Source organism: Mesorhizobium sp. WSM4935 (assembly GCF_029625735.1).
GTDB lineage: Bacteria > Pseudomonadota > Alphaproteobacteria > Rhizobiales > Rhizobiaceae > Mesorhizobium.
This window is the reverse complement of the sequence record NZ_JARTVR010000002.1, coordinates 740,517-761,286: the sequence shown is the minus strand read 5'-3', so window position 1 is coordinate 761,286 and position 20,770 is coordinate 740,517. Positions and strand designations below refer to the sequence as shown.

Here is a 20,770-nt window from a genome sequence, read left to right as displayed (position 1 = left end):
TGTCCTAACCTAACGCAGAATGCCACCTATCATTCCAAGACTGAGCGCCTCGGCGGCATGGATGTAGCAATTCTGCGTCGCCCGTCGGTAAAGTTCGTCCGCGCTGAGCGAGCTGCCTTCGACAAGTTCCCTGAAGCCTTCCATCTCCAGACGTTGCGATGTCTCCAGCAAGGCGAGCTGCTCGCGAACGATCTGGATGCAGGATCGCATCGGGCCGTTGAGCGCAATGCTCGTTTCCATGCGCCGCTCATGCACGAGAAGAACGGCGTCTTCGGTCAGGAAACGGTTCTGCCTAGGGAAGGCTGCGAAGATCGTCACTCCCGCCGAATAAACTTTCGTCTTCCCGACGCAGAAAGCGTTGCGGCTGGAATGCCGCCGGAACAGCCGAACCTCCAGCGCGATGCGCCGCGCGGCGTCCGCATCGCCGCCGCTGGTGTTCAACTCCATTAGCATGTCCTGACCGTCTTTTCGGACCGTCTCCAGGCGACCGAGGAAGAAGCTGACCGTTTCATCATCGATCAGCCCGTTGATGGAGATATTGGGCTGGAACAGGAGCTTGTCCCGGCTCGGGGCGGAGCCGTCCTGCTCGTGTGAAACGCTGTCGTCGTGGAAAGTCATGGAATGTCTCGTCGGGATGCCCGAGATCCCAACCATTCATCGATCCGTTCGTTCCTCGCGGTTTCGGATTTCGGGAACATCAACGCCACAGGCCGGTTATTTCGCTGCGAGGAGGCTCTCCATGAACGCGACGAAAGAATTCCTGCGCAGCTGGCTCGAGGAGAATGTCGGCAATTTGCCTGCCGACACTGAGATCAGCGTTCCGATGTTGGCGCAGCAGTTCGAGCAGGATGCCGATGCCGCTGGCTACGGTCGCGAAGTGCGGGAGCAGGAGGTCGGCAATATCGAAGATGCCATCCGACGGGCGCTCGATAAAACCGTCGAGGAAAATGTGGAGACGGAATCGAATGCCGACGAGGACAATTCACTGGCGCCGATTATCGATGCCCTGGAAGCTTCCGAGCCCGACCATGAGGCATCGGACGATGCCGAGGGCCGCGGTAATGGTCGACAGTAGCGGAACAAAGGTCGACGCCAGAGGTTTGGCTCTCGATTCATCCCGGCAGCCATGCACACATTTGGTGGAACAGAGAAGCCTACAATGACGAAGTCCCCCGGAAAGAGCGATCCTGCCGCGCCGGGATCAAGCAGCGATCAGACGAAGCGGCAAACAGAGACATTGCCGGAGCAAGATCCCGCGGAAGGATCGCGCAGGACGGTGGATCACGAGTTGGAGCGGCAAAAGCGCTCGCCCGAGGCCGAGGATCGAAAGTCCGGGCGACAGGCGCTGCGGGACCAGGTCGAGGAAGAGACGGAGCTGCCTCAGAAGGGGTCGGCCTGAGAGCAGCAGCGCCGCATCGCCTGCTTCCGCAATTTCCAGTCATGACAGCAAAGCCCAGGCGAAACCTGCTTCTGTTGCTTGCGGCCGCAACGGTCGGACTGGCGCTCTACAACAATCTCCTCGCGCGACGGGCGTTGGCTTCACGACCGCTCGGGCGCTTCATCCACCTTCGCGGAACGAAGCTGCATTTCCTGGAGGCGGGCAGTGGGCAACCGCTGCTGCTCTTGCACGGCAACGGCGCTTCAGCGGAAGACTTCACGACAAGCGGCATCTTCCACAAAGCCGCTGCCAAATATCGCGTGCTTGCCTTTGACAGGCCCGGCTTCGGCCTGAGCTCACGTGGGGCAGGCAGACCTTGGACCGCCGGGGCCCAGGCCGATCTCATTCAGGCCGCGGCCGCGAAGCTCGGCATCGAGCGCTACATGGTTGTCGGCCATTCCTGGGGGGCCGCCGTGGCGCTCGAGATGGCGCGTCGGCATCCCCGATCCGTCGCCGGGATTGTCGTTGTCGCCGGCTATCATTACCCGCCGCCAAGGCTGGCCCTCGCCATCTCCGCGTTGCCGGCGATTCCGTTGATCGGGACGGTGTTGCGCCATACCGTGCTGCCTTCGCTGGTCAGGCTGAACTGGCGCTTGGCTATGAAGAAGATTTTCCATCCGGCAATGATCGCAACCCCTTTCGCAGCAATGACAAGGGAGCTGGCGAGCCGCCCCTCGCAACTGCGGTCCATCTCCGCGGAATCGTTCCTGATGCTGGCGTCGGCACTGTTCCCAAATCGTCGGTATGCCGAGATCGCCATCCCTGTCGGGATAATTGCCGGCGCCGACGATCAGCTGTTCGATGCCAAGGCCGAGGCGCTGCGGCTGCACACGGAGATAAGCCACTCGCTGCTGGATATCGTCCTGGATGCCGGACATATGGTGCATCAAAGCAAGCCGCAGGCGGTCCTGGCGATGATCGACAAGGTTGCCGCTCTCGCAAGCGCTGCCGGCCCGGGAGCACTCCTTAAGTCTGCGGTTCCTAAGGCACGTCCGCGTCCGCCATGCGGCGAGCCATCCGGTCAGGAACCGGATGGCTGCAGCAGGGTGGCACACAAGTCCCGGATGGCTTGAGGCAGGACGCCGAATGCATAGCCCATGTGCAGTCTTTCAAGCGGCGTATGGTAATCGCGTCCCCATGGGCCGATGTTGATCGTCGGCACATTGGCGAGAGCCTGTCGCATCGGCCAGCGCACGCTGTTTTTCCAGGCAGGCGTGTTGCGGGCAACGATATCGAGCGAGGACTCGGCTGCCTCGCCGAAAAAGCTCATGTCCGAAATTCCGGCGAAATAATCGGCGCAGGCGATGGTGCTGCCATAGCGTTCGGCCGACCCGCGCGCGATTTGCATGGCAATTGCTTTCAACCGCATGGCCGCCGGCGCGTTTGAAAGGTTGGTCGGAAGATAGGGTATCGAGCCGAAACCGGTGACGATCGCCGGGCCGGCGAGGCGGCTCAAATCCCAAGCTTCCTCGGTGATCAGCCAGCATTTCTCCGGCAGTGGAAGATCGCCAGCGATCGAGGCGGAGTATGCATCGAGCCTGTGCTTCTCCTGCGGGCCGAGATGCTCGACCAGCGCTTCGAACCGGTAGAGCGGGATGCGTCTTACAAGATTTGCGATGCCCTCCGGAGCCTGGCTTCGGCCTTTGAGTTCGCCCAGAAGGTTCGATGCCGCTTCCGCGCAAAGCCGGTCGAAGCGGTCGAGCACTTCATCCGGCGTGCGGCGATAGCTGAGTACGTTGAACGTGGCGAAGGCGGTTGCCGGCGTCGTGACGTCATATCCAGTCTTCCCGTCACGAATACCGAGCAGGCTGGGCGGGGTGCCTGGCGAGGAACCGCAATGATCGGTCAACTCGGTTGCCCATTCGACGCGCGCGGCTATAGAACCGGCGAGCGCGGCCGCATTGATGCCGTTCAGCGGAAAGCCGCTATGTGTCGGGACGCCAACCACATAGGCGGTCGGAAGCAGCTTGCCGACTGTCCCGAGCGCGATGATACGTCCTTTCGAGCCGTCGCCGTCATCGGCGATGGCGTCGAGATTGACCGCCGCGACAAGATCGAGGCCGTGCTGCTCACAGATACCGGGCAGCGCTGGGGCGGCCTTGCGGGCGCCGGCCGAATTGTTCTCTTCATCCGGCACCGCGATGAACAGCAGATTGCCCGCGACATTGGCGCTTTCGGCGAAATCCGCGCATACCGCCAGTCCGGCGGCGAGACCAGCCTTCATGTCCAGCAAGCCGCGTCCGGCCAGGAATTGCCCGCTCTCCAGGTCGGCAAGGGCCAACCGGGCGGCAGGCGTATCGGCGTCCGCCAGGGAATCGCGCAAGGCGCGCGTCAAAGCCTCAGGCCGCGTGGCCAGCTCTTCCAGCTCGCCATAGTCCCGCGTTGCCACCGTATCGTAATGACCGGTCAGAAGCACGGTCGAGCAGCCCGTCCCGCGAAGCAGCATCGCCACGCAATGCCGGCCATCTCCAGGCCCGACCTCGATCGTCCAGATATCCGCATGGCTGAAGGCGGGATTCTCCCGCAACTGCGCCGCCAGCCACGGACCGAATACAGCTTCGTCCTGCGTGCCGGTGACGCTCTTCTGCTCGGTGAGCGCCATCGCCCAGCTGCTGGCACGCTCAGGCAACGTTTTGGCTAAGTCGCGGTTCATGATCGTCCTGATACCGTTGAAATACTTGCGAAGCTAGGCCGGTCGTGGCGTTCGCCCCCGCAAATCCCGATGGCGAAGGAACTTTCCCGCGGCTTCGGATTTATTATCGTGATTTCAAGCGATTGCGATGGGGGAAGATGTTGCGTACCGTTGCCCGGCCGAGCCGGGCCTTCCTGCTCCTGCTGATGCTGGCGCTTGCCTCCTGCTCCTCATCTGAAACCGTCGACCAGCAATCGAAGCTTGCAGCCTCGACGGCGCAGGCGGCAGCGCTGGTGAGTGATGCCTGGCTCTCTGGGGCCGCGCCGTCCCGCTACGCATCCTCCGCTTTGCAATCCTTCGCCGAGACACTCGCCGACGCGGGCCGGCAATTGGAATCGGCGTCTGTGTCGGACCCGGCAAAGCGGGATGCGTTGGCAGCGGCTGCCAGCCGGCTGTCGAACGCGGCAAAGCGGGCCAACAACGCAGTCGAGGCCGAACAGCACGCGCAGGCCGGCCAGGCCCTCCAGGAGCTTCGCGCCGCCCAAGGCGATCTCGCCACCGCCTATCGACAATATTTCTCGCCCGACAGATGAAGAAGCTGCTGGAGATATCGCTTGGTGTCGTCACCAGCGTCGGCGGCTTCCTGGAGGTCGGGTCGATGGCCACGGCGGCGCAGGCCGGCGCGCTGTTCGGCTTCCAGCTCATCTGGGCTGTCGTGCTCGGCACCATCTGCATCATCTTCCTGGTCGAAATGGCCGGTCGCTTCGCTGCGGTGAGCCATCACACCATCGCCGACGGCATTCGCGAACGGTTCGGCTTCAATGCTTTCATCTGGCCGCTGCTAGCAACCTTGCTGGTGAACTTCCTGGTGCTTTCCGCCGAGATCGGCGGTGTCGCCGTTGCCGCCGAACTTGCTACGGGAATCAGCTTCCGGTGGTGGGCGCTGCCGGTCGCCTTCCTGGCGTGGCTGCTGTTGTGGAAAGGCACGTTCGGCCTGATCGAGAAAGGCGTGTCGATGCTGGGCCTGGTCACGCTCTGCTTCGTCGTCGCGGCCGTGATGCTCCGTCCCGAATGGAAAGAGGTGGCGGCCGGCGCCGTGCCGAGCCTGCCGCACCACGATACGGCAAAATACTGGTTCATGGCCGTCAGCATTCTCGGCGCCTCGATATCGCCTTACCTTTTCATGTTCTATTCCTCAGGCGCGATCGAAGATCAGTGGGACAAGAGCTATCTCGGCGCCAATCGGGCGATAGCCGGGCTCGGCATGAGTTTTGGCGGAACGATCTCGGTGGGCGTTCTGATCGTGGCCGCGCTCGTGCTTGGCGCTCATGGCGTTACCGAAGTGGACGACTACAACCAGTTACCATTGATGCTGATCCCGATATTCGGCCTCTGGGGTTTCGTCCTTTTCGTTGCCTCGCTGGCCATCGCCTGCTTCGGCGCCGCGCTCGAAGTGGCGTTGCAGCAGGCCTATCTCGTCGCGCAGGGGTTTGGCTGGACATGGGGTGAGGATCTGAAGCCGCGCGACGATCCCGGCTTCAGCCTCGTCTACACGCTGACGCTCTTCCTCGCCGCCGTTCCGATAGCGCTCGGTCTGGATCCGTTGAAGCTCACCATCTTCTCGATGGCGCTCACAGCGGCCAGCCTGCCGCTAACGGTTGTGCCGTTCCTTTTCCTGCTCAACGACGAGCGCTATGTCGGCAAGCATCGCAACGGCGTCATTTCGAACGCGGCCGTGATCTTCGTCATCGCGCTCGGCTTCGTGCTGGCGGTGGTGACCATTCCGCTGCAGATATTCGGGGGCACGTGATGCAGCTGCTGCGCGATATATTGGATAAGCAGGTTGTCGATCGCGAGCAGGTCAAGATCGGCAAGGTCGATGGCCTTGTTGCCGAACTGAGGCGTGGCAAGCCGCCCAGGGTCGTTGCCGTCGAACTTGGCTCGATTGCGCTTTCGCGCCGGCTTGGAGCGCGGCCCGGGCGATGGACCGCGCAGCTCGCGGCAAAGCTTAGCGGCAAGCGCCAGGCGCGGCCGCACCGGATCGCGTGGAACAAGGTGCGCGACATCGGCGTGGACATCGAATTCGACATCGACGTGCGCCGCACCAAGATCTTCGCCTGGCAGGATTGGCTGCGCGACCATGTGGTTGGCCGGATCCCGGGAGCCTGAATATGGCGACTGTGCACCTCGATCACCTTGCCGGCAGGCGCGTGTTTTCCGAGCACGGCAGGAGCATCGGCTATATCGAGGAGATCATCGCCGAGCAGGACGGCAGCGACCTCGTCGTCACCGAATTTCATGTCGGCATCTTTGCCGCGTTCGAGCGCCTGTCCGCTTCGACCATCGGTACCGCCTTGCTCGACTTCTTCGGGTTGCGGCGTCGCGAGGGGCTCTATCGCATTCCCTGGGACAAGCTCGATATTTCGGACCCGGAACGCCCGAGGCTACTTTGCCCAGACGAGGAGCTTGCAACTTTGAAGGCGCAGCCCCGTGGGCAAATGAGGACTGGCTAAAAAAGCTTCTCGCGCAGCGGAACATAGCAGCCGACGCGAAGTTGGACTGTCATCGAGGAGGCTGTGCCATGAACAGTGTCATTTATCTCATCGGTCTGATCGTCGTCGTGCTCGCCGTGCTTTCCTTCCTCGGCTTTCACTAGGAGGCACCATGCAGCGCGAGAATGATCGGGGCCGCGAGCCCGCCGACTTCGCCGAGGCGAAGGACGAAGTTTCCGAGCGAATCCAGCAAGAAACCCAAAGCGCCAGCGAAGCGCTCCACGATGCCCGCGACGACGTTGCCCGCAGGGCGGGGGCCTATGCCGCCGAAGCTCAGCAGGCCGTCGCCGAAAGGGCCGAGGCGACGCAGCGCGATATCGGATCGAGCCTGTCCGCCTTCGGCGGCGCCTTGCGCGCCGCGAGCGACCACTTGGCCAACAGCGACCAGAGCGCGGCCTCGAAATTCATGCAGGATGCCGCGAGCGGTTTGGAACGGCTGTCCTCTTCATTGAAAGAGAAGCCGTTCGGGCAGGTGCTCGAGGACGTTCAGGCCTTTGGCCGCCAGAATCCTGGAATGCTTCTTGCGGGTTCGGTTCTGGCGGGACTGGCACTTGGCCGATTCATAAAGGCTTCGCCGCCCGGCACACACCGTCCGACGCAGGGCGCCGCCAAGCCTGAACATTCAGGGCAAACCGGCGCGGGAACGACCGCGGGCCGGGATAACGCTCCAGCAAACTGGGGTTCGGACGGCGGTATACCCGGGAAGGCAGCGGAGCTGAAGAAATGAGCACTCAGGACAATCCAAGTCTCGGCACATTGGTCGCCGATCTGGCGCAACAGGTGAGCACGCTTGTGCAAACGGAAGCCAGGCTCCTGAGAGCGGAGATATCGGAAAACCTCACCAAGGCTGGCACGGGCGCCGTGGAGGTGCTGGGCGGCGCGATATGCCTGCTCGCCGCGCTGCTGATTTTGTTGCAGGCGCTCGTCATCGCCCTGGCCCGCCTTGGTCTGGGCGCCGGGTGGTCCGCTTTGCTCGTCGGCGTGGTGGTTGCCGTGCTGGGCGTGATCCTGTTGCGGACTGGCATGGCAAGCATGGCGCCCTCCGAACTCGCGCCGGATCGCACACAGGAACAGCTCAAGCGTGACGTGAACGTGATCAAGGAACAAGCGAGATGACCGAGAAATCCGCAGCCGAGCTCGAACGCGAGGCGGAAGCCACGCGCGCCAGGGTGGTGGCGACCGCCGATTCCATTCGCGACAAGATGACCCCCGGACAGCTCTTCGACGAATTCACTGGGCTTTTCCGGGGAGGCGCGGGCTCCGACATGCTCCACAATTTGAAGGTCCAGGTGAGGGACAATCCGTTACCGCTGACGGTGATCGGCGCGGGACTGGCCTGGCTGATGTTGGGCAGCGGCGCTTCCACCACCCCGGCTGGTACCGATGGTGTGACGCGGCGTGGTTCTCGCCTCGATCATGGAGCATTCGGCGCTGGAATGGCTTCGAGGGCCTCGGACGCGGCGGGCTCTGTTGCCGAAGCGGCCAGCGGAGCGGCCGGAACTGTCTCCGGAATGGCAAGCGAGGCAGCCGGCGCAGTGTCGGACATGGCAAGCAGCGCTGCGGATACACTCGCGGGTTCGGCGGCAGCTACGGCCGATATGGCAACGAGTGCCGCGCGCTCGGCGCATAGTCTGCTTCAGGAGCAGCCTCTCGCTGCGGCGGCCGTCGGCCTCGCCATCGGAGCTGCGATCGGGGCCATGCTGCCCCACACCGAGATCGAGGATGAGCGATTGGGCGCCTATCGCGAAAGGCTTCGGGAAAGCGCCGAAGACACTTTGAAAGAGGGGCTCGACGCTGCAAAGCAGGTCGCGGCCGAAGCCTACCGGACGGCGAGCGACGAAGCCGAGCGGCAAGCATCAAGCGAAGGGACGCTGGCCGACAAGGTCAGCCGTGTCGTCAGGGCCACGGCCGACAAGACAGATGAATCGGTGCGCGAGAAGCTCTCCGATTCCGATCCGTCCTCGTCCCGGAAATCGTAACCGGACCTCGCGTTCAAGGAACAATCCACGCCCCCGGCGGTTCGGGCGGCGTTAGACGGATGGAGACACCAATGGCTGAATCACGCGAATGGCTTGTCCAATGGTTAAGGGACGCTCACGCAATGGAGGAACAGGCCGAGACCATGCTGTCGGGCCAATTGAGCCGGATAGACAGCTACCCCGAGCTCAGCGAGCGAATTCGCAGCCATCTGGAAGAAACGAGGGAGCAGGCCAGGCGGCTGAAGACCTGCCTGGATGGTCTTGACGAAGGGACGTCCATGCTGAAGGACGCAGGCGGCAAGCTGACCGCCACGGCCCAGTCGGTCAGCGGCGTGTTTGCCGGCGATGAGGTCATGAAAGGCTCTCTGGCGAGCTACACGTTCGAGCATATGGAAATCGCGTCCTATACGATCCTTATCGCCGCAGCCAATGCCGCCGGCGAGGCCGAGATTGCCCGCGTGTGCGAACAGAATTTGCGGGAAGAGGAAGCTATGGCCGAGTGGCTGAAGAAAAATCTGCCGCAGGTCACGGAACAGTTCCTGGCGCGGGCGGACGTCGACAGCGACAGCGCCAAGCGCTGACGGGCGATCGATTAGAGCGGTTCACCGTTCGACCAATGTGGCCCGACCTGGCCCTGCGCGCCGGGCACGCCGGGAATCGTGCGGCAGCCGGGGCGACCATTCCCGGTCATGATCGGAATGGCGCGCGCGCTCACGCCTCCGGTCGCCACATCCGACTCGTGCCGAGCGGCTGCCCGGAGCAAAGGCGACACGCGAAATTATGACCGGGAAATGAGCACAATTGCTGAGGCAACAGGAACCTCCGTGCTGACAGCGCATTAGCTCCCTGGCTATCCAATCCAAACGGTTCCTTGCGGAGGCATTTTTGCGGACGATGAATTCCGGCTCGTCGGCCCTCCAAAACGAGGCGGCGATCGTCGATCTGATCCCGGCTTTGAGAGCTTTCGCGCGTACCTTCTGCAGGGATAAGACCGACGCCGACGATCTCGTGCAAGAGACCTTGCTCAAGGGGATAGCGCATATCGACCAATTCGAACCTGGCACCCGGATCAAGTCGTGGCTGTTCACGATCATGCGCAATACCTTCTACACGAAGCACAAGATCTATACGCGCGAGGCTCCAGGAGCCAATGATTGCGCATCGGCCCGTTCGATCACGTATGGTGACCAGGAGTGGCATCTTCGCAGCCAGGAGGTTCACGCCGCTATCGGCAAACTGCCTCCCCGGCAGCGGGAGGTCTTGATGCTGATCGCCATCCTCGGCGTAAGTTATGAGGAGACGGCGAGCATCTGCGGCTGCGCTATCGGAACCATCAAGAGCCGGTTGAACCGTGCGCGAATGTCGTTGCTTGAAGACCTTGGGGGAGACGTCTTCAGCGTCCGCTGTGGACTCCTGCGCCAATACCCCGTTACCTGGTCAAACCCCGTTACCTGGTCAATCGCAAAGTCGGCGCTAGAGCGCCATGGCGTTTCGTTGGATCGCCATGGCGGTCCAGCTCTTTGTGGAGCATGATCTCTCTCCGAAAACCGGTTCCTACTTTTCGGGATCATGCTAGCGGGATGGCGCCGACGGGGTCATCATCACGCGGACCGGCACCGACTTTGCCGCCGGCACATGTGCCTTTTCGGCCCGGTGCCACAGCGGAATGAGCGGATTGAGCTCGGGATAATAGCCGGCGCAATCGCCGCGTGGAATTGAATAGGGAGTGACGCGCAATCCGTGCACTCGGCGCTCGACACCGTCGCCTGCCGCGGATTCCAGATCGACCTCTTGTCCGTCGTGGAGTCCCAGCCGTTCAATGTCGTGCTCGTTCATGAGCAACACCATCCGCGTTCCGTAGATGCCGCGAAGGCGATCGCGATAGCCGTAGACGGTGGTGTTGAACTGATCATTGGAGCGAACCGTGATCAGCGTCAGCACGTCCGATTGCGCGACGTCGACGTCCGGATCCGTTTCCAGCATCGTCGGCGGCTTGAAGTTGGCCTTCTTGTTGGGGGTCTGCCACACACGCTTCGAAGCCTTGATGTCGCGATGAAACCCGCCCGGCGCCAGGAAGCGTTTGTTGAAGTCCTTGAAATGGGCGGGGAAGCAACGTTCGATTTCGTCCCTCACGCGGGAATAGTCGGCAACCCACTCATCCCATGGGATCGAGCTCTTCCCAGGCACCGTAGCCTTGGCAAGCTCGGCGATGATCCTCGGTTCGGAGAGCAGGTTGGGTCCGGCCGGCGGGCGATAGCCGAAGGAGCCATGGATGCAGGCCGTGGAATCCTCCATGGACACATGCTGCTCGCCGGTATCCTGCAGGTCCGTCTCGATGCGCGAAAGGCAAGGCAGCAAATAGGTGACGGCTCCCGGTATCAGGTGACTGCGGTTGAGCTTCGTGGCGATCTGGACGTGCAATCTCAGGTGCCGCCAGGCCTCTTCGACAAGCCCGGTTTCCGGAACGGCCCGTACGAAATTGCCGCCCAATCCAATGAACGCGCTCACCGAGCCGTCGATCACCCCTTCGCATGTCTCGACGGTATCGCGCCCTTTCTCGCGTGGCGGTTCGAAGTGATAAAATTCGGCAAACTTGTCGAGCGGCACCAGCTCGGGCTTTTCGGAGATGCCGACGGTTCTTTGGCCTTGAACATTGGAGTGGCCGCGAAGCGGGGACACGCCGGCGCCCGGTTTGCCGATATTGCCGCGCATCAGCAGCAGGTTGCAAAGCATGTGGACGTTCTCGGTCCCATGCCGGTGCTGCGTCAGGCCCATGCCGTAATTGCCGATGACCGCCGAAGCCTTGCTGTAGACATCCGCCACATGCTCGAGATCGGCGCGCGCGATGCCCGAACGCATCTCGATTTTTTCCCAAGGAGTGCGGCGTAGATAGGCCTCAAACGCGTCGAAGCCATCCGTGTGTTCTTCGATGAAGGCCATGTCGAGGACGCGCGGCGCGCCGGTCTGCCTCGCCGCGTCGTCGAGCGCGAGAACGGCTTTCGCAATGCCGGTCATGGCAGCGATGTCGCCGCCGCCGCGGATCTGGAAGAAGTCGCTGGACATTTTGGTGCCGGCGCCTGGCGAAAGCATTTCAACCGGGTTCTGCGGGTTCTTGAAACGCTTCAGGCCACGCTCCGGCAGCGGATTGAAGGTAATGACGGGTATGCCGCGCTGGCGCGCCTCCTCGATCGGGTGAAGCAATCGCGGCGCGGTCACGCCGGTATTGTGGCCGAAGAAGAACATCAGGTCGCAATGGCTGAAGTCCTCCAGTTGCACGGTGCCGACCGGCGAGCCGATCGACTCCGGCAGGCCGACCGAGGTCGACTCGTGGCACATGTTCGAAGAGTCCGGCAGATTGCTCGAGCCGTAGATACGCGCGAAAAGCTGATACATGAACGATGCCTCGAGCGAAGCGCGGCCCGAGGTGTAGAACACGACCGATTTCGGATCGAGCTTCCTCAGCTCTTCGCCGATATCCCGGAAGGCGGTCTCCCACGAGACCGGCTCATATTTGTCGGTGACCTCGTTATAGCGCATAGGCTCAAGCAACCGACCCTGCTTTTCCAGATCGTGATCGGGCCAGTCGAGCAGCTCGTTGACGGAATGCGCGGCGAAGAACTCCGGGCCGCAGCGCCGCTTCGTCTGGTCCCACATCGTAGCCTTGGCGCCGTTCTCGCAGAACTCGAACGGCCGGGGCTCGGCGGGCTTCGCCCAAGAGCAGGAGACGCACATATAGCCGTCCGCCTTATTCTGCTTGAGCAACGTGCTCCAGATGCCGGACGTCAGCAGACCTTCTGCACGAGCATTGCGGATCAGCGATTTGAGGGACCCCCACCCGCCGGTCGGGTGGTTGTATTCGCGAATTTCGATGTGGTCGGTGGTAGAGGGGTTCATGGTCGAGCTCGGTTGGCTATCGCTTTGATTTCCAACCCTTCCGGCGCCGCTATGTTCCAGTGCCGGCGAGCGAGGCCGCGGGGTTTTCGAGAGAATGATCTGCCAATCCGGATCAAGCGCACTCAAGCCGTCGACAGCGGCCCGCGGATTGTCTGGCGTGCCGGCCGGAACATTTGAACCCTTCACTGGTTAGCCCACGGAACCGGGCAACATCCTCGTTGCCGGGGCGGTACCTTCGAGCGGGAAGGAAAGACCAATGTCCGGCACCGATTTGTGGCTCGTCGTCGTCGCGGGCGGTCCCCTCATTCTCCTGCTTGCGATCGTCTACGTGCTCGTTACCCGCCGTCGCCGAGGACCGGCGGAGCGGCGCGAGAGCGATCGAGCGGTCGAACGCCTCTATCGAGAGGAAGGGGACTAAGCGCGTCTGTCCTGGCGAGGCTCGTCATGGAAGTCTGGCGTCGAGCGCGGAACAACGCCGCACTACCGCTGTTTACCGGAACAGGTGGATGAAGATCAAAGGCCGGAGCAACGGTTGATGACCAGTGACGAGTTGCCGGGAGTGCTGGCGACGCTGCCGGTGATCGACGCAAAGGCGGAGCCGACGCTGAAGAGCGCCGAGGCGGAGGCCTTCTACACGAACGCGATCCGCGAACTCGCCGCCACCGACATTCCCTTCCTGGTTGCCGGGACCTATGCGGTAAGCGCCTATACCGGCGTCGTACGCCAGACCAAGGACCTCGATATCTTCTGCAAGGCCGGCGATTGCCCGCGCATCCTCACCCATTTCAAGGATATCGGCTACGCCGTCGAAATCGAGGATGATCGCTGGTTGGGGAAGGTCTTCGAAGGCCCGCATTTCTTCGATGTGATCTTTGCATCAGCCAACGGCACCATGCAGGTCGAGGACCAATGGCTGGAACATGCCCGCCAGGTCGAGCTGCTCGGCAGCCGTGTCCGGATCATCGGACCGACGGAGCTCATCTGGTCGAAATGCTTCATCCAGGACAGGGGTCGTCACGATGGCGCCGACATCGCCCACACCATCCTCAAGGCACATGACCAGATCGACTGGCACAGGCTGCTTTCCTACCTCGACATCCACTGGGAGGTGCTTTTGATGCAGCTGCTCAACTTCCGCTGGATCTATCCGAGCGAGCGCGACCTTATCCCCGACTGGCTGCTCGACGATCTGCTCAAGCGGCTGGCCACACAGCGGCGGCTGCCGTCGCCGAAGATGAAGATCTGCCGCGGCCGGCTGCTGTCGCAGGTCGACTACGAGATCGACGTCAAGGAATGGGGCTTTGCGGGCGTCGGTGGCGTTGGAGAATTTCGCGATGGCTGAACGGAGCAATGCAGGCCGCAAAGCGAACGGTAACGGCAAGCTCAAAGTCGCCGCCATGGGCGATCTGCATGTTCAGGAAGATTCGCAGACGTCCTACCGCGATCTGTTCGGCGAGGTTTCGCGCGAGGCCGACATCCTTGTGCTTACCGGCGATCTCACCAATCTGGGCAAGCCCAAGGAGGCTGAGCTTCTCGCCGAAGATCTGCGCGCCTGCTCGATCCCCGTCGTGGCCGTGCTCGGCAATCACGACTACGAGTCAGGCTGCGTTGACCAGATCGCGGCGACCCTCCGTCAGGCCGGTGTCTACCTCCTCGATGGTCAGGCGACGGAACTGATGGATGTCGGCTTTGTCGGCGTTAAGGGTTTTATCGGCGGCTTCGGGCCAAGAATGCTTGGCTCCTTCGGCGAGCCGGCAATCAAGACCATGGTGGCCGAGAGCGTCAATGAAGCGATGCGGCTGGAGAATGCCATGCGGCAAGTCCGCGCCAAGCGCACGCTGGTGGTCCTTCACTATGCGCCAATTGTGGAGACCGTCGCCGGCGAGCCGCCGGAAATCTTTCCGTTCCTCGGCTCTTCCCGGCTGGCGGAAACGATCGACCGCTTCAAGGTGAGCGCCGTCGTGCATGGACATGCTCACCGTGGCACTTTTGAAGGCCAAACCCCCGGCGGCGCCAAAGTCTACAACGTCGCCATGCACATCACGAAGCCGACGGGCCGGCCTTACGCACTGCTCGAAATCTGAACCGTCGCCCCTAGACTTCGTCGAACCGGCTGCCTTCTTTGGAAGGATCCTTGGACAGGACGCGTTCCTCCTCGTCGTCAGGCAGCGCTTCGTCGCTGCCCTGGAAGGGGTTGTCGTCATCCTCTTCGGGAAGGTTACCTTCCGCTTCAGCATCATCCTGAGGGTCACCGTTCACGGCAACGCTGTCAGGCAGGATTCTACCACCCTCCAGAGCATCCCAGTCCTGTTGCTCGATGGTCGGCGCTTCGGTTTCTTCGGTCCTTGCAGGCCGCTGTTTATCGCGCGGGTCCATGACGTTCTCCAATGCTGAGTTTCGACTGAAGAACCTCCCGCAGGAAGAGTTGTTCCGCTTCCTGTCCGCTGCGGAATGGTTGGAGCCCGGGAACGGCAGGGTGCTTTTCCGACTTATCGTGCGGAACCGGGAACTTTCATGCCCCGCAAGCTCGATCTCACCGGCGGCACACCCGTCTGGTGCGCCTATCGCTCAGCCGCAGTGCCGGCGGGTCGCCTGACCCGAGATGCAAAGACGGATGTCCTGGTCGTCGGCGTGGGGATCAGCGGCGCAACGATGGCCGAAGTGCTGACCCGCGATGGCCATTCCGTGATTTGCATCGACAGGCGCGGGCCGCTGAAAGGGTCAACGGCAGCCACGACGGCGCTGGTCCAGTTCGAAATCGATCAGCCGCTCATCAGTCTGTGCAGGATGATCGGGGGCGATGCCGCTCGACAGGCCTGGCGGCGCTCGCGGCTGTCGCTGCTCAACCTGCGCGAGCGCATCACCGGACTCGATATCCGCTGCCGGTCGGCGGATACGCCGTCGCTTTATCTGGCCGGCAATCGGCTCGATGCGTCGGACCTGCGACGCGAGGCGGAAGCGCGCCGCCAGGCGGGCATTGGAGCGTCACTCCTGACACGCAAAAAATGAAAGAAGAGTTCGGGATAGACCGGACCGCAGCGATTCTAAGCCACGGCAATCTGGCGCTCGATCCGCGCAAACTGACATCCGGACTGCTCAGGAGAGCGCTGGAGCGGAAGGCGCGTTTCTATGCGCCGGCGGAGGCGATTGCTATCGACGACAATCGCGTCGGCGTGACGGTGTCGACCCGAGATGGCCCGGCAATCAAGGCTCGCCATCTCGTTCTCACGACCGGATACGAACTGCTCGATATCGTGCCGAGAATGGACCATCGCATCATCTCGACATGGGCGATCGCAACACGGCCGCAGCCCAAAAAACTTTGGCCGCTCACCGCCCTGATCTGGGAGGCTTCCGATCCCTATCTCTACATCAGGGCGACGTCCGACGGCCGCGTCATATGCGGCGGCGAAGACGAGAAGTTCACCGACGAGGAACGGCGCGACGCCCTGATCGCTCAAAAGACGGACCGCCTTGAGGAGAAACTCGGGGAAATTTTCGCGCAACTCGACACGGCGGCTGAATTCGCCTGGAGCGGCTCGTTCGGCGCCACCGGTACCGGACTGCCGATTATCGGCAGCGTGCCAGGACACCCCCGAGTGCATGCGGTGATGGGTTATGGCGGAAACGGGATCACTTTTTCACAGATCGCGTCCGAGATCATCTCGGCTTCCATCGCCGGCAGGGAGGACGCGGACGCAAGTCTGTTCGCGTTCAAGAATTAATCCTCCGGGCTTAAGGTCGCCAGCGGTCGCTCTATTCGATCTGCTCGAACGTGCACTGGCGCGGCGCTTTGTCAGGCCGCCAGCGTAACAGTCTGGTGCCATGCCGGAAGCGGTCGCCGGTGACGTGGTCGAAACGAACTTCGACCACCAATTCCGGCTTTACCGGCTCCCATTCACCGCTGCGTTCGGTGCTCCAGCGACTTGGCCCGCCGGGCGCCTTGCCGGTGAAGCCGGGCCCACCGCGCAACGCCTCAAGCTTGCTCGTCAGCTCAGCGCGGTCGTCATTGGCAATGGTCGATGTGAAGCCGACGTGATCGAGCTGCCCTTGGTCGTTATAGAGGCCGAGCAGCAGCGACCCGACCTGCCGTCTGCCGTTCAGATAGCGGAAGCCGCCGACCACGCAGTCGGCCGTGCGCAGCCGTTTGACTTTGATCATCGCACGCTCGCCTGGCCGATATGGTTCGTCGAGCCTCTTGGCGACGACGCCATCGGTCGAGCCATGGCCGGCGCCTTGCAGCCATTGCCTGGCTGTGGCGATATTGGTGGTGAATGGCGACAGACGGAGTGCGGCATTCGGTGCCTTGGACAGAAAGGCCTCCAAAGCGTCGCGCCGATCGGCCAAGGGTCTTTCGAGCATAATCTTGCCGCCCGGCGCGACCAGCATGTCGAACAGGATCAGCCGGGCCGGCGTCTCCATGCTCAGCTTGCGGATACGGCTCTCTGCCGGGTGCAGCCGCATCTGCAGCGCGTCGAAGGAGGCGTTGCCGCCGATTTCGATCACGATCTCCCCGTCGACAACGAAATCCTTTGCACTCAGGCCGCGCAACATGGCGGTCAGTTCCGGAAAATAGCGGCCGAGAGGCTTGCCGGATTTCGCCCGCAGTTCGACTACCTCGCTTCCTTTGAAGGCAAGGCATCGAAATCCATCCCATTTTGGCTCGTACTGCCAGGCGTCTTTCTCTTCCGGCAGCACGTCGGCGGTGTGCGCTTCCATCGGCGGTGTGCCGGGAGGCAGCGGAAACCCTTTGCTCGAAGCCGCTACCATCGTTCTTCCGCATCGTGATGGGGCAGGTCGAGGCCGCAGCAGATCCAGCCGAGGCGCTGCGATGATCCGTAGTTGTATCGAGGCGGAAGCTCCGCCGGATCGTCGAAACTTCCGACATGCAGCGCGATCTCGTCCTGGGCGGCATCGTAGGAAAGGGTCAGCGGAGAACCGCAGTCCCGACAGAAACCTCGCCTGGCAATGGGCGAGGACCGGCGGCTGGCAGGCGCTTCATCAAGCCAGGAGAGGCTTGCGCAAGGCACCCAGGCGAGCACCGCAAAGGCGCTGCCGGTGGCTCGGCGGCACATGTCGCAATGGCAATAGTGAACGCGCGGATCGCCGCTGACGCGATAACGGACCTTACCGCAGAGGCATCCTCCCGTTCGTTCGACGGGAGCAACTTGGGCGAAGCTTACGGATGTTTCCATCCACCTTGAACGCGTCGGGGGCAGATGTGTTTCGGCGGAACGGCTGTCGAAGCAACGCGTTGGTCCGCAGTCCGAGGATCCAAGCTTGCGCCTGAAATACCACGTTGCCCGTTCCAAACCTTTCCGATCTGCCCCGGCCCGCCGGGTCGGGAGCCCAGCCTTCGCGGTGTTGCGATGTCAGTTCCTGGCTTGACCTACGGTCCTCTTAGCGACCGCTGCGTCCACCTCTGTGTCGACATGCAGAGGCTGTTTGCCGAGCCATCGGAATGGGCGACGCCCTGGATTACGAGGGTCCTTCCGAGAATTGTGAATCTCGTGGAGAGAAAGGCCGGGCAGACGATTTTCACGCGCTTCATACCGGCGTCGAGGCCGGGGCAGGGTGCTGGCACCTGGAAGCGATACTACGAGCGCTGGGCATCGATGACGATCGAGAATGTCGGTGCAGGTATGATCGAGTTGCTGCCGCAGCTGTCGCCATTTTGTCCGCCGGCCGAGGTGATCGACAAGCATGTCTATTCGCCCTGGCCGGAAGGCAGGTTGCAGACTGTGCTTGCCGCTCGCCAGATCGACACGGTTATCGTCACCGGCGGAGAGACCGATGTGTGCGTGCTTGCCACCGTGCTGGGAGCGATCGACATCGGCTACCGCGTCGTGCTCGTCACCGACGCGCTTTGCAGCTCTTCCGATACCACGCATGATGCGCTGATGACCGTCTATCACCAGCGCTTTGCCCAGCAGGTGGAGACGGTCGAGATGGAGACCGTTCTTTCCGCCTGGAATTGACGGACGGCTTAGGCGTCGAGATCGATCAGGGCGATACCGAGTTCGGGTCGTTTCGTGCGCCGCAAATGGACGGGCGCTTCCGTCACGGTGATTTCGAGTGTCGGCTGGACGATGCCTTCGAGCAGATGTCCACCCCGGGTCGATCCGTCGCTCAGTCCGAGCACGGCATGGAGATGCAGGCTTGGTCTGCCGCTGTCGTCGACGGCGAGGTCGCCGATGGCGCTCAGCACCTCACACTGCTCGTCCACGGGAATTTTCCGGTACGATTTCGAGCCGAAATCGAACCAGCCGACCGTTGCGCTCTCGAACGCGCCGATGGCCGTCAGCGAGGCGCCGGTAAGTCCCTTCCGACCGGCGAAAGCGGTGAGGGACGCGACGGCTTCCTCGCCCGGATCGAGAACGACCACGAATATTCTTTGTCCGGCGGTCTCGGCGACGAGTTTCGATTTCATGATGCCCTGCTGACGGAGAGATGGACTGGGGCAGAACGCCCGGTCACGCCGCATGTTCCAGCGGGGGGGGCCTCGCGGCACTCCGGTTCGAGCGGGAAGTCTCACACTTCGGTGAAGCGTCGCGGTTTTACGCTCACCATCGGAACAATGGCACCCTTGAAAGGTTTGCGCACAACACGAGCCAGCCAGGAGCGAGCCATGTCCCAGCCTTCAGCCCTGTCCACCAATGGTCTCAGCCGAAGAAAGTTCATGGCGGGCACGGTCTCGGCGGCTGCGACCGCGCCGTTGCTGGCCTCGACCGCGCGGGCCGAAGCGCCGATCGCAACCCAGGCGAAACTGAGGCAGCCGGTCGTAACGTCGCTCAGGATCAACAAGCAGGCCTATGAGCTTTCGCTTGATACCAGAACCAGCCTGCTCGATGCCCTGCGCGACCATATCGGACTCACCGGCACCAAGAAGGGCTGTGATCACGGCCAGTGCGGCGCCTGCACGGTGCTGGTCGACGGCAAGCGCGTGCTCTCTTGTCTGAGCTTCGCCGTGATGAACGACGGCAAGGATGTGACGACGATCGAAGGCCTCGCCTCGGCTGATGGCAGGCTGCATCCTATGCAGCAGGCCTTCATCGATCACGATGCCTTCCAGTGCGGCTACTGCACGCCGGGCCAGATTATGTCGGCCATTGGCTGCGTCAATGAAGGTCACGCCGAATCCGAGAATGACATCCGGGAATATATGAGCGGCAATATCTGCCGCTGCGCCGCCTATCCCAACATTGTCGCTGCCGTTCTGCAGGCGCGCGGCGAGACGAGAGGGGCATGAGATGCGACCTTTCATCTATGAACAGCCGACCGACATTTCCGCAGCGGTCGCGCTGGCGTCCAGCTTCACGACCCGTGACGATCATCCGACGCGGGCCAATGCGCAGTTCATCGCCGGCGGCACCAATCTCGCCGATTATATGAAATTAGGGGTCGCCGAGCCGAACCGTCTGCTCGACCTTAACCGGCTCGAGGAGCAAAAGCTCAGGCAGATCCGGGTAACGGGCGACGGCATCCGGTTCGGTGCCCTGGTGCGGATGGGCGAGGCCGCGGATCACCGCGAGGTCAAGAAGCGCTATCCGGTCATTGCCGACAGTTTGCGTTTGGCGGCAAGCGGCCAGATCCGCAACGTGGCAAGCCTCGCCGGCAATGTCCTGCAACGCACGCGCTGCGAGTATTTCCGCGAGACATCCTGGGCTTGCAACAAACGTGTGCCGGGGTCGGGCTGCGCCGCGATGGATGGGTTCAACCGGCAGCATGCGGTGCTGGGGGGCAGCAACGCGTGTATCGCCACCTATCACGGCGACTTCGCCCAGGCGTTGATCGCGCTCGACGCCGTCATTCACGCCCAGGGCTCCGATGGCGCGCGCCAGATACCGTTCGCCAAGCTGCATCGGCAGCCAGGCGATACGCCGCATATCGAGACGGATCTCGCCGCCGATGAGATCATCACCGCCATCGAGGTACCGGCTCTGCCATGGGCGCGGCGCTCGCTCTACCTGAAGATCCGTGACCGCGAATCCTATGCCTTTGCGCTGGCTTCGGCGGCCGTCGCGCTCGACCTCGACGGCGAGACCGTGCGCGATGCACGGATTGCGCTCGGCGGCGTGGCGACCGTGCCTTGGCGCGCCGGCGCAGCCGAGGAAGTCCTGCAAGGCAAGAAGCTCGACGAGGCATCGGCGGGAGCGGCGGCGGATGCCGCCTTCGCCGAGGCCCAGCCGCACCAGCACAACGCATTCAAGATCGAGCTCGGCAAGCGAACATTGGTGCGCGCGCTGCTCGAAACCCGCGACATGAAGGTGTGATC

General features: G+C 62.5%; 24 protein-coding genes and 1 pseudogene. 18 read left to right on the top strand and 7 right to left on the bottom strand.

Going from position 1 to position 20,770, the window contains the following annotated elements; translation table 11 throughout:
- Positions 1-9: 9 nt before the first annotated feature.
- The gene (locus P9273_RS07850; RefSeq protein WP_278048362.1) at positions 10-618 is read right to left on the bottom strand and encodes an ATP-dependent Clp protease proteolytic subunit; all 609 of its coding nucleotides are present in this window, start codon (positions 616-618) and stop codon (positions 10-12) included.
- Between P9273_RS07850 and P9273_RS07845 the strand changes: the two genes are divergently transcribed.
- On the top strand, positions 617-1,075 hold the full coding sequence (locus P9273_RS07845; protein WP_278048361.1) for a hypothetical protein: 459 nt from the start codon (positions 617-619) through the stop codon (positions 1,073-1,075). The genes P9273_RS07850 and P9273_RS07845 overlap by 2 nt on opposite strands.
- Before the next feature lie 398 nt (positions 1,076-1,473).
- Positions 1,474-2,511 carry an alpha/beta fold hydrolase gene (locus P9273_RS07840; RefSeq protein ID WP_278048360.1) on the top strand — a complete coding sequence of 346 codons (1,038 nt, stop codon included), beginning with the start codon at positions 1,474-1,476 and terminating at the stop codon, positions 2,509-2,511.
- Here the strand turns inward: P9273_RS07840 and P9273_RS07835 are convergent.
- Positions 2,460-4,091, bottom strand: coding sequence for a M20/M25/M40 family metallo-hydrolase (locus P9273_RS07835; protein ID WP_278048359.1), 1,632 nt, complete (start codon positions 4,089-4,091; stop codon positions 2,460-2,462). The genes P9273_RS07840 and P9273_RS07835 overlap by 52 nt on opposite strands.
- 44 nt (positions 4,092-4,135) lie before the next feature.
- Here P9273_RS07835 and P9273_RS07830 point away from each other — a divergent pair, with 44 nt between their 5' ends.
- The 9 genes from P9273_RS07830 to P9273_RS07790 all read left to right on the top strand — a co-directional run bounded on the left by P9273_RS07830 (position 4,136) and on the right by P9273_RS07790 (position 10,134).
- On the top strand, positions 4,136-4,663 hold the full coding sequence (locus P9273_RS07830) for a hypothetical protein (RefSeq protein ID WP_278048358.1): 528 nt from the start codon (positions 4,136-4,138) through the stop codon (positions 4,661-4,663).
- Complete coding sequence (locus tag P9273_RS07825) at positions 4,660-5,880, top strand: Nramp family divalent metal transporter (RefSeq protein ID WP_278048357.1); 1,221 nt, start codon at positions 4,660-4,662, stop codon at positions 5,878-5,880. The genes P9273_RS07830 and P9273_RS07825 overlap by 4 nt, the downstream gene beginning before the upstream one ends.
- A complete protein-coding gene (locus P9273_RS07820) occupies positions 5,880-6,239 on the top strand; it encodes a hypothetical protein (RefSeq protein ID WP_278048356.1) in 360 nt (119 codons plus the stop codon). The genes P9273_RS07825 and P9273_RS07820 overlap by 1 nt, the downstream gene beginning before the upstream one ends.
- Positions 6,240-6,241: 2 nt before the next feature.
- Positions 6,242-6,583 carry a hypothetical protein gene (locus P9273_RS07815; protein ID WP_278048355.1) on the top strand — a complete coding sequence of 114 codons (342 nt, stop codon included), beginning with the start codon at positions 6,242-6,244 and terminating at the stop codon, positions 6,581-6,583.
- Between the two features lie 151 nt (positions 6,584-6,734).
- Entirely contained in the window at positions 6,735-7,349 is a 615-nt protein-coding gene (locus P9273_RS07810; protein WP_278048354.1) for a hypothetical protein, read from the top strand.
- Entirely contained in the window at positions 7,346-7,738 is a 393-nt protein-coding gene (locus tag P9273_RS07805) for a phage holin family protein (protein WP_278048353.1), read from the top strand. The genes P9273_RS07810 and P9273_RS07805 overlap by 4 nt, the downstream gene beginning before the upstream one ends.
- Positions 7,735-8,601 (top strand): DUF3618 domain-containing protein, encoded by an 867-nt coding sequence (locus P9273_RS07800; protein ID WP_278048352.1) that lies wholly within the window; start codon positions 7,735-7,737, stop codon positions 8,599-8,601. Before P9273_RS07805 ends, P9273_RS07800 begins: the two co-directional genes overlap by 4 nt.
- Before the next feature lie 71 nt (positions 8,602-8,672).
- Positions 8,673-9,182: a ferritin-like domain-containing protein gene (locus P9273_RS07795; protein ID WP_278048401.1), complete on the top strand. Its 510-nt coding sequence runs from the start codon at positions 8,673-8,675 to the stop codon at positions 9,180-9,182.
- A gap of 313 nt (positions 9,183-9,495) precedes the next feature.
- The gene (locus P9273_RS07790) at positions 9,496-10,134 is read left to right on the top strand and encodes a sigma-70 family RNA polymerase sigma factor (RefSeq protein WP_278048400.1); all 639 of its coding nucleotides are present in this window, start codon (positions 9,496-9,498) and stop codon (positions 10,132-10,134) included.
- Positions 10,135-10,173: 39 nt separating this feature from the next.
- Here P9273_RS07790 and P9273_RS07785 read toward each other — a convergent pair whose 3' ends face one another.
- Positions 10,174-12,495, bottom strand: a complete 2,322-nt coding sequence (locus P9273_RS07785; RefSeq protein ID WP_278048351.1) for an FdhF/YdeP family oxidoreductase — start codon at positions 12,493-12,495, stop codon at positions 10,174-10,176.
- 256 nt (positions 12,496-12,751) lie between these two features.
- Between P9273_RS07785 and P9273_RS07780 the strand changes: the two genes are divergently transcribed.
- The 3 genes from P9273_RS07780 to P9273_RS07770 all read left to right on the top strand — a co-directional run bounded on the left by P9273_RS07780 (position 12,752) and on the right by P9273_RS07770 (position 14,579).
- Positions 12,752-12,913: a hypothetical protein gene (locus P9273_RS07780; RefSeq protein WP_278048350.1), complete on the top strand. Its 162-nt coding sequence runs from the start codon at positions 12,752-12,754 to the stop codon at positions 12,911-12,913.
- 117 nt (positions 12,914-13,030) lie between these two features.
- A complete protein-coding gene (locus tag P9273_RS07775; RefSeq protein ID WP_278048349.1) occupies positions 13,031-13,837 on the top strand; it encodes a hypothetical protein in 807 nt (268 codons plus the stop codon).
- Positions 13,830-14,579: a metallophosphoesterase family protein gene (locus P9273_RS07770; RefSeq protein WP_278048348.1), complete on the top strand. Its 750-nt coding sequence runs from the start codon at positions 13,830-13,832 to the stop codon at positions 14,577-14,579. Before P9273_RS07775 ends, P9273_RS07770 begins: the two co-directional genes overlap by 8 nt.
- Before the next feature lie 10 nt (positions 14,580-14,589).
- On the opposite strand, the gene P9273_RS07765 is transcribed toward P9273_RS07770, so the two are convergent.
- On the bottom strand, positions 14,590-14,871 hold the full coding sequence (locus P9273_RS07765; protein WP_040996169.1) for a hypothetical protein: 282 nt from the start codon (positions 14,869-14,871) through the stop codon (positions 14,590-14,592).
- Positions 14,872-14,946: 75 nt separating this feature from the next.
- Here P9273_RS07765 and P9273_RS32335 point away from each other — a divergent pair.
- Positions 14,947-16,220, top strand: a pseudogene (locus P9273_RS32335) (NAD(P)/FAD-dependent oxidoreductase).
- Positions 16,221-16,251: 31 nt separating this feature from the next.
- On the opposite strand, the gene P9273_RS07755 reads toward P9273_RS32335, so the two are convergent.
- Complete coding sequence (locus P9273_RS07755) at positions 16,252-17,265, bottom strand: ATP-dependent DNA ligase (protein ID WP_278048347.1); 1,014 nt, start codon at positions 17,263-17,265, stop codon at positions 16,252-16,254.
- Entirely contained in the window at positions 17,259-17,690 is a 432-nt protein-coding gene (locus P9273_RS07750; protein ID WP_278048399.1) for a GFA family protein, read from the bottom strand. The genes P9273_RS07755 and P9273_RS07750 overlap by 7 nt, the downstream gene beginning before the upstream one ends.
- A 174-nt stretch (positions 17,691-17,864) precedes the next feature.
- Between P9273_RS07750 and P9273_RS07745 the strand changes: the two genes are divergently transcribed.
- Positions 17,865-18,473 carry a cysteine hydrolase family protein gene (locus P9273_RS07745; protein ID WP_278048346.1) on the top strand — a complete coding sequence of 203 codons (609 nt, stop codon included), beginning with the start codon at positions 17,865-17,867 and terminating at the stop codon, positions 18,471-18,473.
- 8 nt (positions 18,474-18,481) lie between these two features.
- Here P9273_RS07745 and P9273_RS07740 read toward each other — a convergent pair whose 3' ends face one another.
- Entirely contained in the window at positions 18,482-18,925 is a 444-nt protein-coding gene (locus tag P9273_RS07740) for a PPC domain-containing DNA-binding protein (RefSeq protein ID WP_278048345.1), read from the bottom strand.
- A gap of 198 nt (positions 18,926-19,123) precedes the next feature.
- On the opposite strand from P9273_RS07740, the gene P9273_RS07735 reads away from it, so the two are divergent.
- Positions 19,124-19,744 carry a (2Fe-2S)-binding protein gene (locus P9273_RS07735; protein ID WP_278048344.1) on the top strand — a complete coding sequence of 207 codons (621 nt, stop codon included), beginning with the start codon at positions 19,124-19,126 and terminating at the stop codon, positions 19,742-19,744.
- A gap of 1 nt (position 19,745) precedes the next feature.
- Positions 19,746-20,768 (top strand): FAD binding domain-containing protein, encoded by a 1,023-nt coding sequence (locus P9273_RS07730; RefSeq protein WP_278048343.1) that lies wholly within the window; start codon positions 19,746-19,748, stop codon positions 20,766-20,768.
- The last annotated feature ends 2 nt before the right edge of the window (positions 20,769-20,770 follow it).

Coding starts and splice junctions, on each gene's coding strand:
- P9273_RS07845 (WP_278048361.1), top strand. CDS start 617: ATGGAATGTCTCGTCGGGATGCCCGAGATCCCAACCATTCATCGATCC.
- P9273_RS07850 (WP_278048362.1), bottom strand. CDS start 618: ATGACTTTCCACGACGACAGCGTTTCACACGAGCAGGACGGCTCCGCC.
- P9273_RS07835 (WP_278048359.1), bottom strand. CDS start 4,091: ATGAACCGCGACTTAGCCAAAACGTTGCCTGAGCGTGCCAGCAGCTGG.
- P9273_RS07825 (WP_278048357.1), top strand. CDS start 4,660: ATGAAGAAGCTGCTGGAGATATCGCTTGGTGTCGTCACCAGCGTCGGC.
- P9273_RS07820 (WP_278048356.1), top strand. CDS start 5,880: ATGCAGCTGCTGCGCGATATATTGGATAAGCAGGTTGTCGATCGCGAG.
- P9273_RS07815 (WP_278048355.1), top strand. CDS start 6,242: ATGGCGACTGTGCACCTCGATCACCTTGCCGGCAGGCGCGTGTTTTCC.
- P9273_RS07810 (WP_278048354.1), top strand. CDS start 6,735: ATGCAGCGCGAGAATGATCGGGGCCGCGAGCCCGCCGACTTCGCCGAG.
- P9273_RS07805 (WP_278048353.1), top strand. CDS start 7,346: ATGAGCACTCAGGACAATCCAAGTCTCGGCACATTGGTCGCCGATCTG.
- P9273_RS07800 (WP_278048352.1), top strand. CDS start 7,735: ATGACCGAGAAATCCGCAGCCGAGCTCGAACGCGAGGCGGAAGCCACG.
- P9273_RS07795 (WP_278048401.1), top strand. CDS start 8,673: ATGGCTGAATCACGCGAATGGCTTGTCCAATGGTTAAGGGACGCTCAC.
- P9273_RS07790 (WP_278048400.1), top strand. CDS start 9,496: ATGAATTCCGGCTCGTCGGCCCTCCAAAACGAGGCGGCGATCGTCGAT.
- P9273_RS07785 (WP_278048351.1), bottom strand. CDS start 12,495: ATGAACCCCTCTACCACCGACCACATCGAAATTCGCGAATACAACCAC.
- P9273_RS07780 (WP_278048350.1), top strand. CDS start 12,752: ATGTCCGGCACCGATTTGTGGCTCGTCGTCGTCGCGGGCGGTCCCCTC.
- P9273_RS07775 (WP_278048349.1), top strand. CDS start 13,031: ATGACCAGTGACGAGTTGCCGGGAGTGCTGGCGACGCTGCCGGTGATC.
- P9273_RS07770 (WP_278048348.1), top strand. CDS start 13,830: ATGGCTGAACGGAGCAATGCAGGCCGCAAAGCGAACGGTAACGGCAAG.
- P9273_RS07765 (WP_040996169.1), bottom strand. CDS start 14,871: ATGGACCCGCGCGATAAACAGCGGCCTGCAAGGACCGAAGAAACCGAA.
- P9273_RS07755 (WP_278048347.1), bottom strand. CDS start 17,265: ATGGTAGCGGCTTCGAGCAAAGGGTTTCCGCTGCCTCCCGGCACACCG.
- P9273_RS07750 (WP_278048399.1), bottom strand. CDS start 17,690: ATGGAAACATCCGTAAGCTTCGCCCAAGTTGCTCCCGTCGAACGAACG.
- P9273_RS07745 (WP_278048346.1), top strand. CDS start 17,865: ATGTCAGTTCCTGGCTTGACCTACGGTCCTCTTAGCGACCGCTGCGTC.
- P9273_RS07740 (WP_278048345.1), bottom strand. CDS start 18,925: ATGAAATCGAAACTCGTCGCCGAGACCGCCGGACAAAGAATATTCGTG.
- P9273_RS07735 (WP_278048344.1), top strand. CDS start 19,124: ATGTCCCAGCCTTCAGCCCTGTCCACCAATGGTCTCAGCCGAAGAAAG.
- P9273_RS07730 (WP_278048343.1), top strand. CDS start 19,746: ATGCGACCTTTCATCTATGAACAGCCGACCGACATTTCCGCAGCGGTC.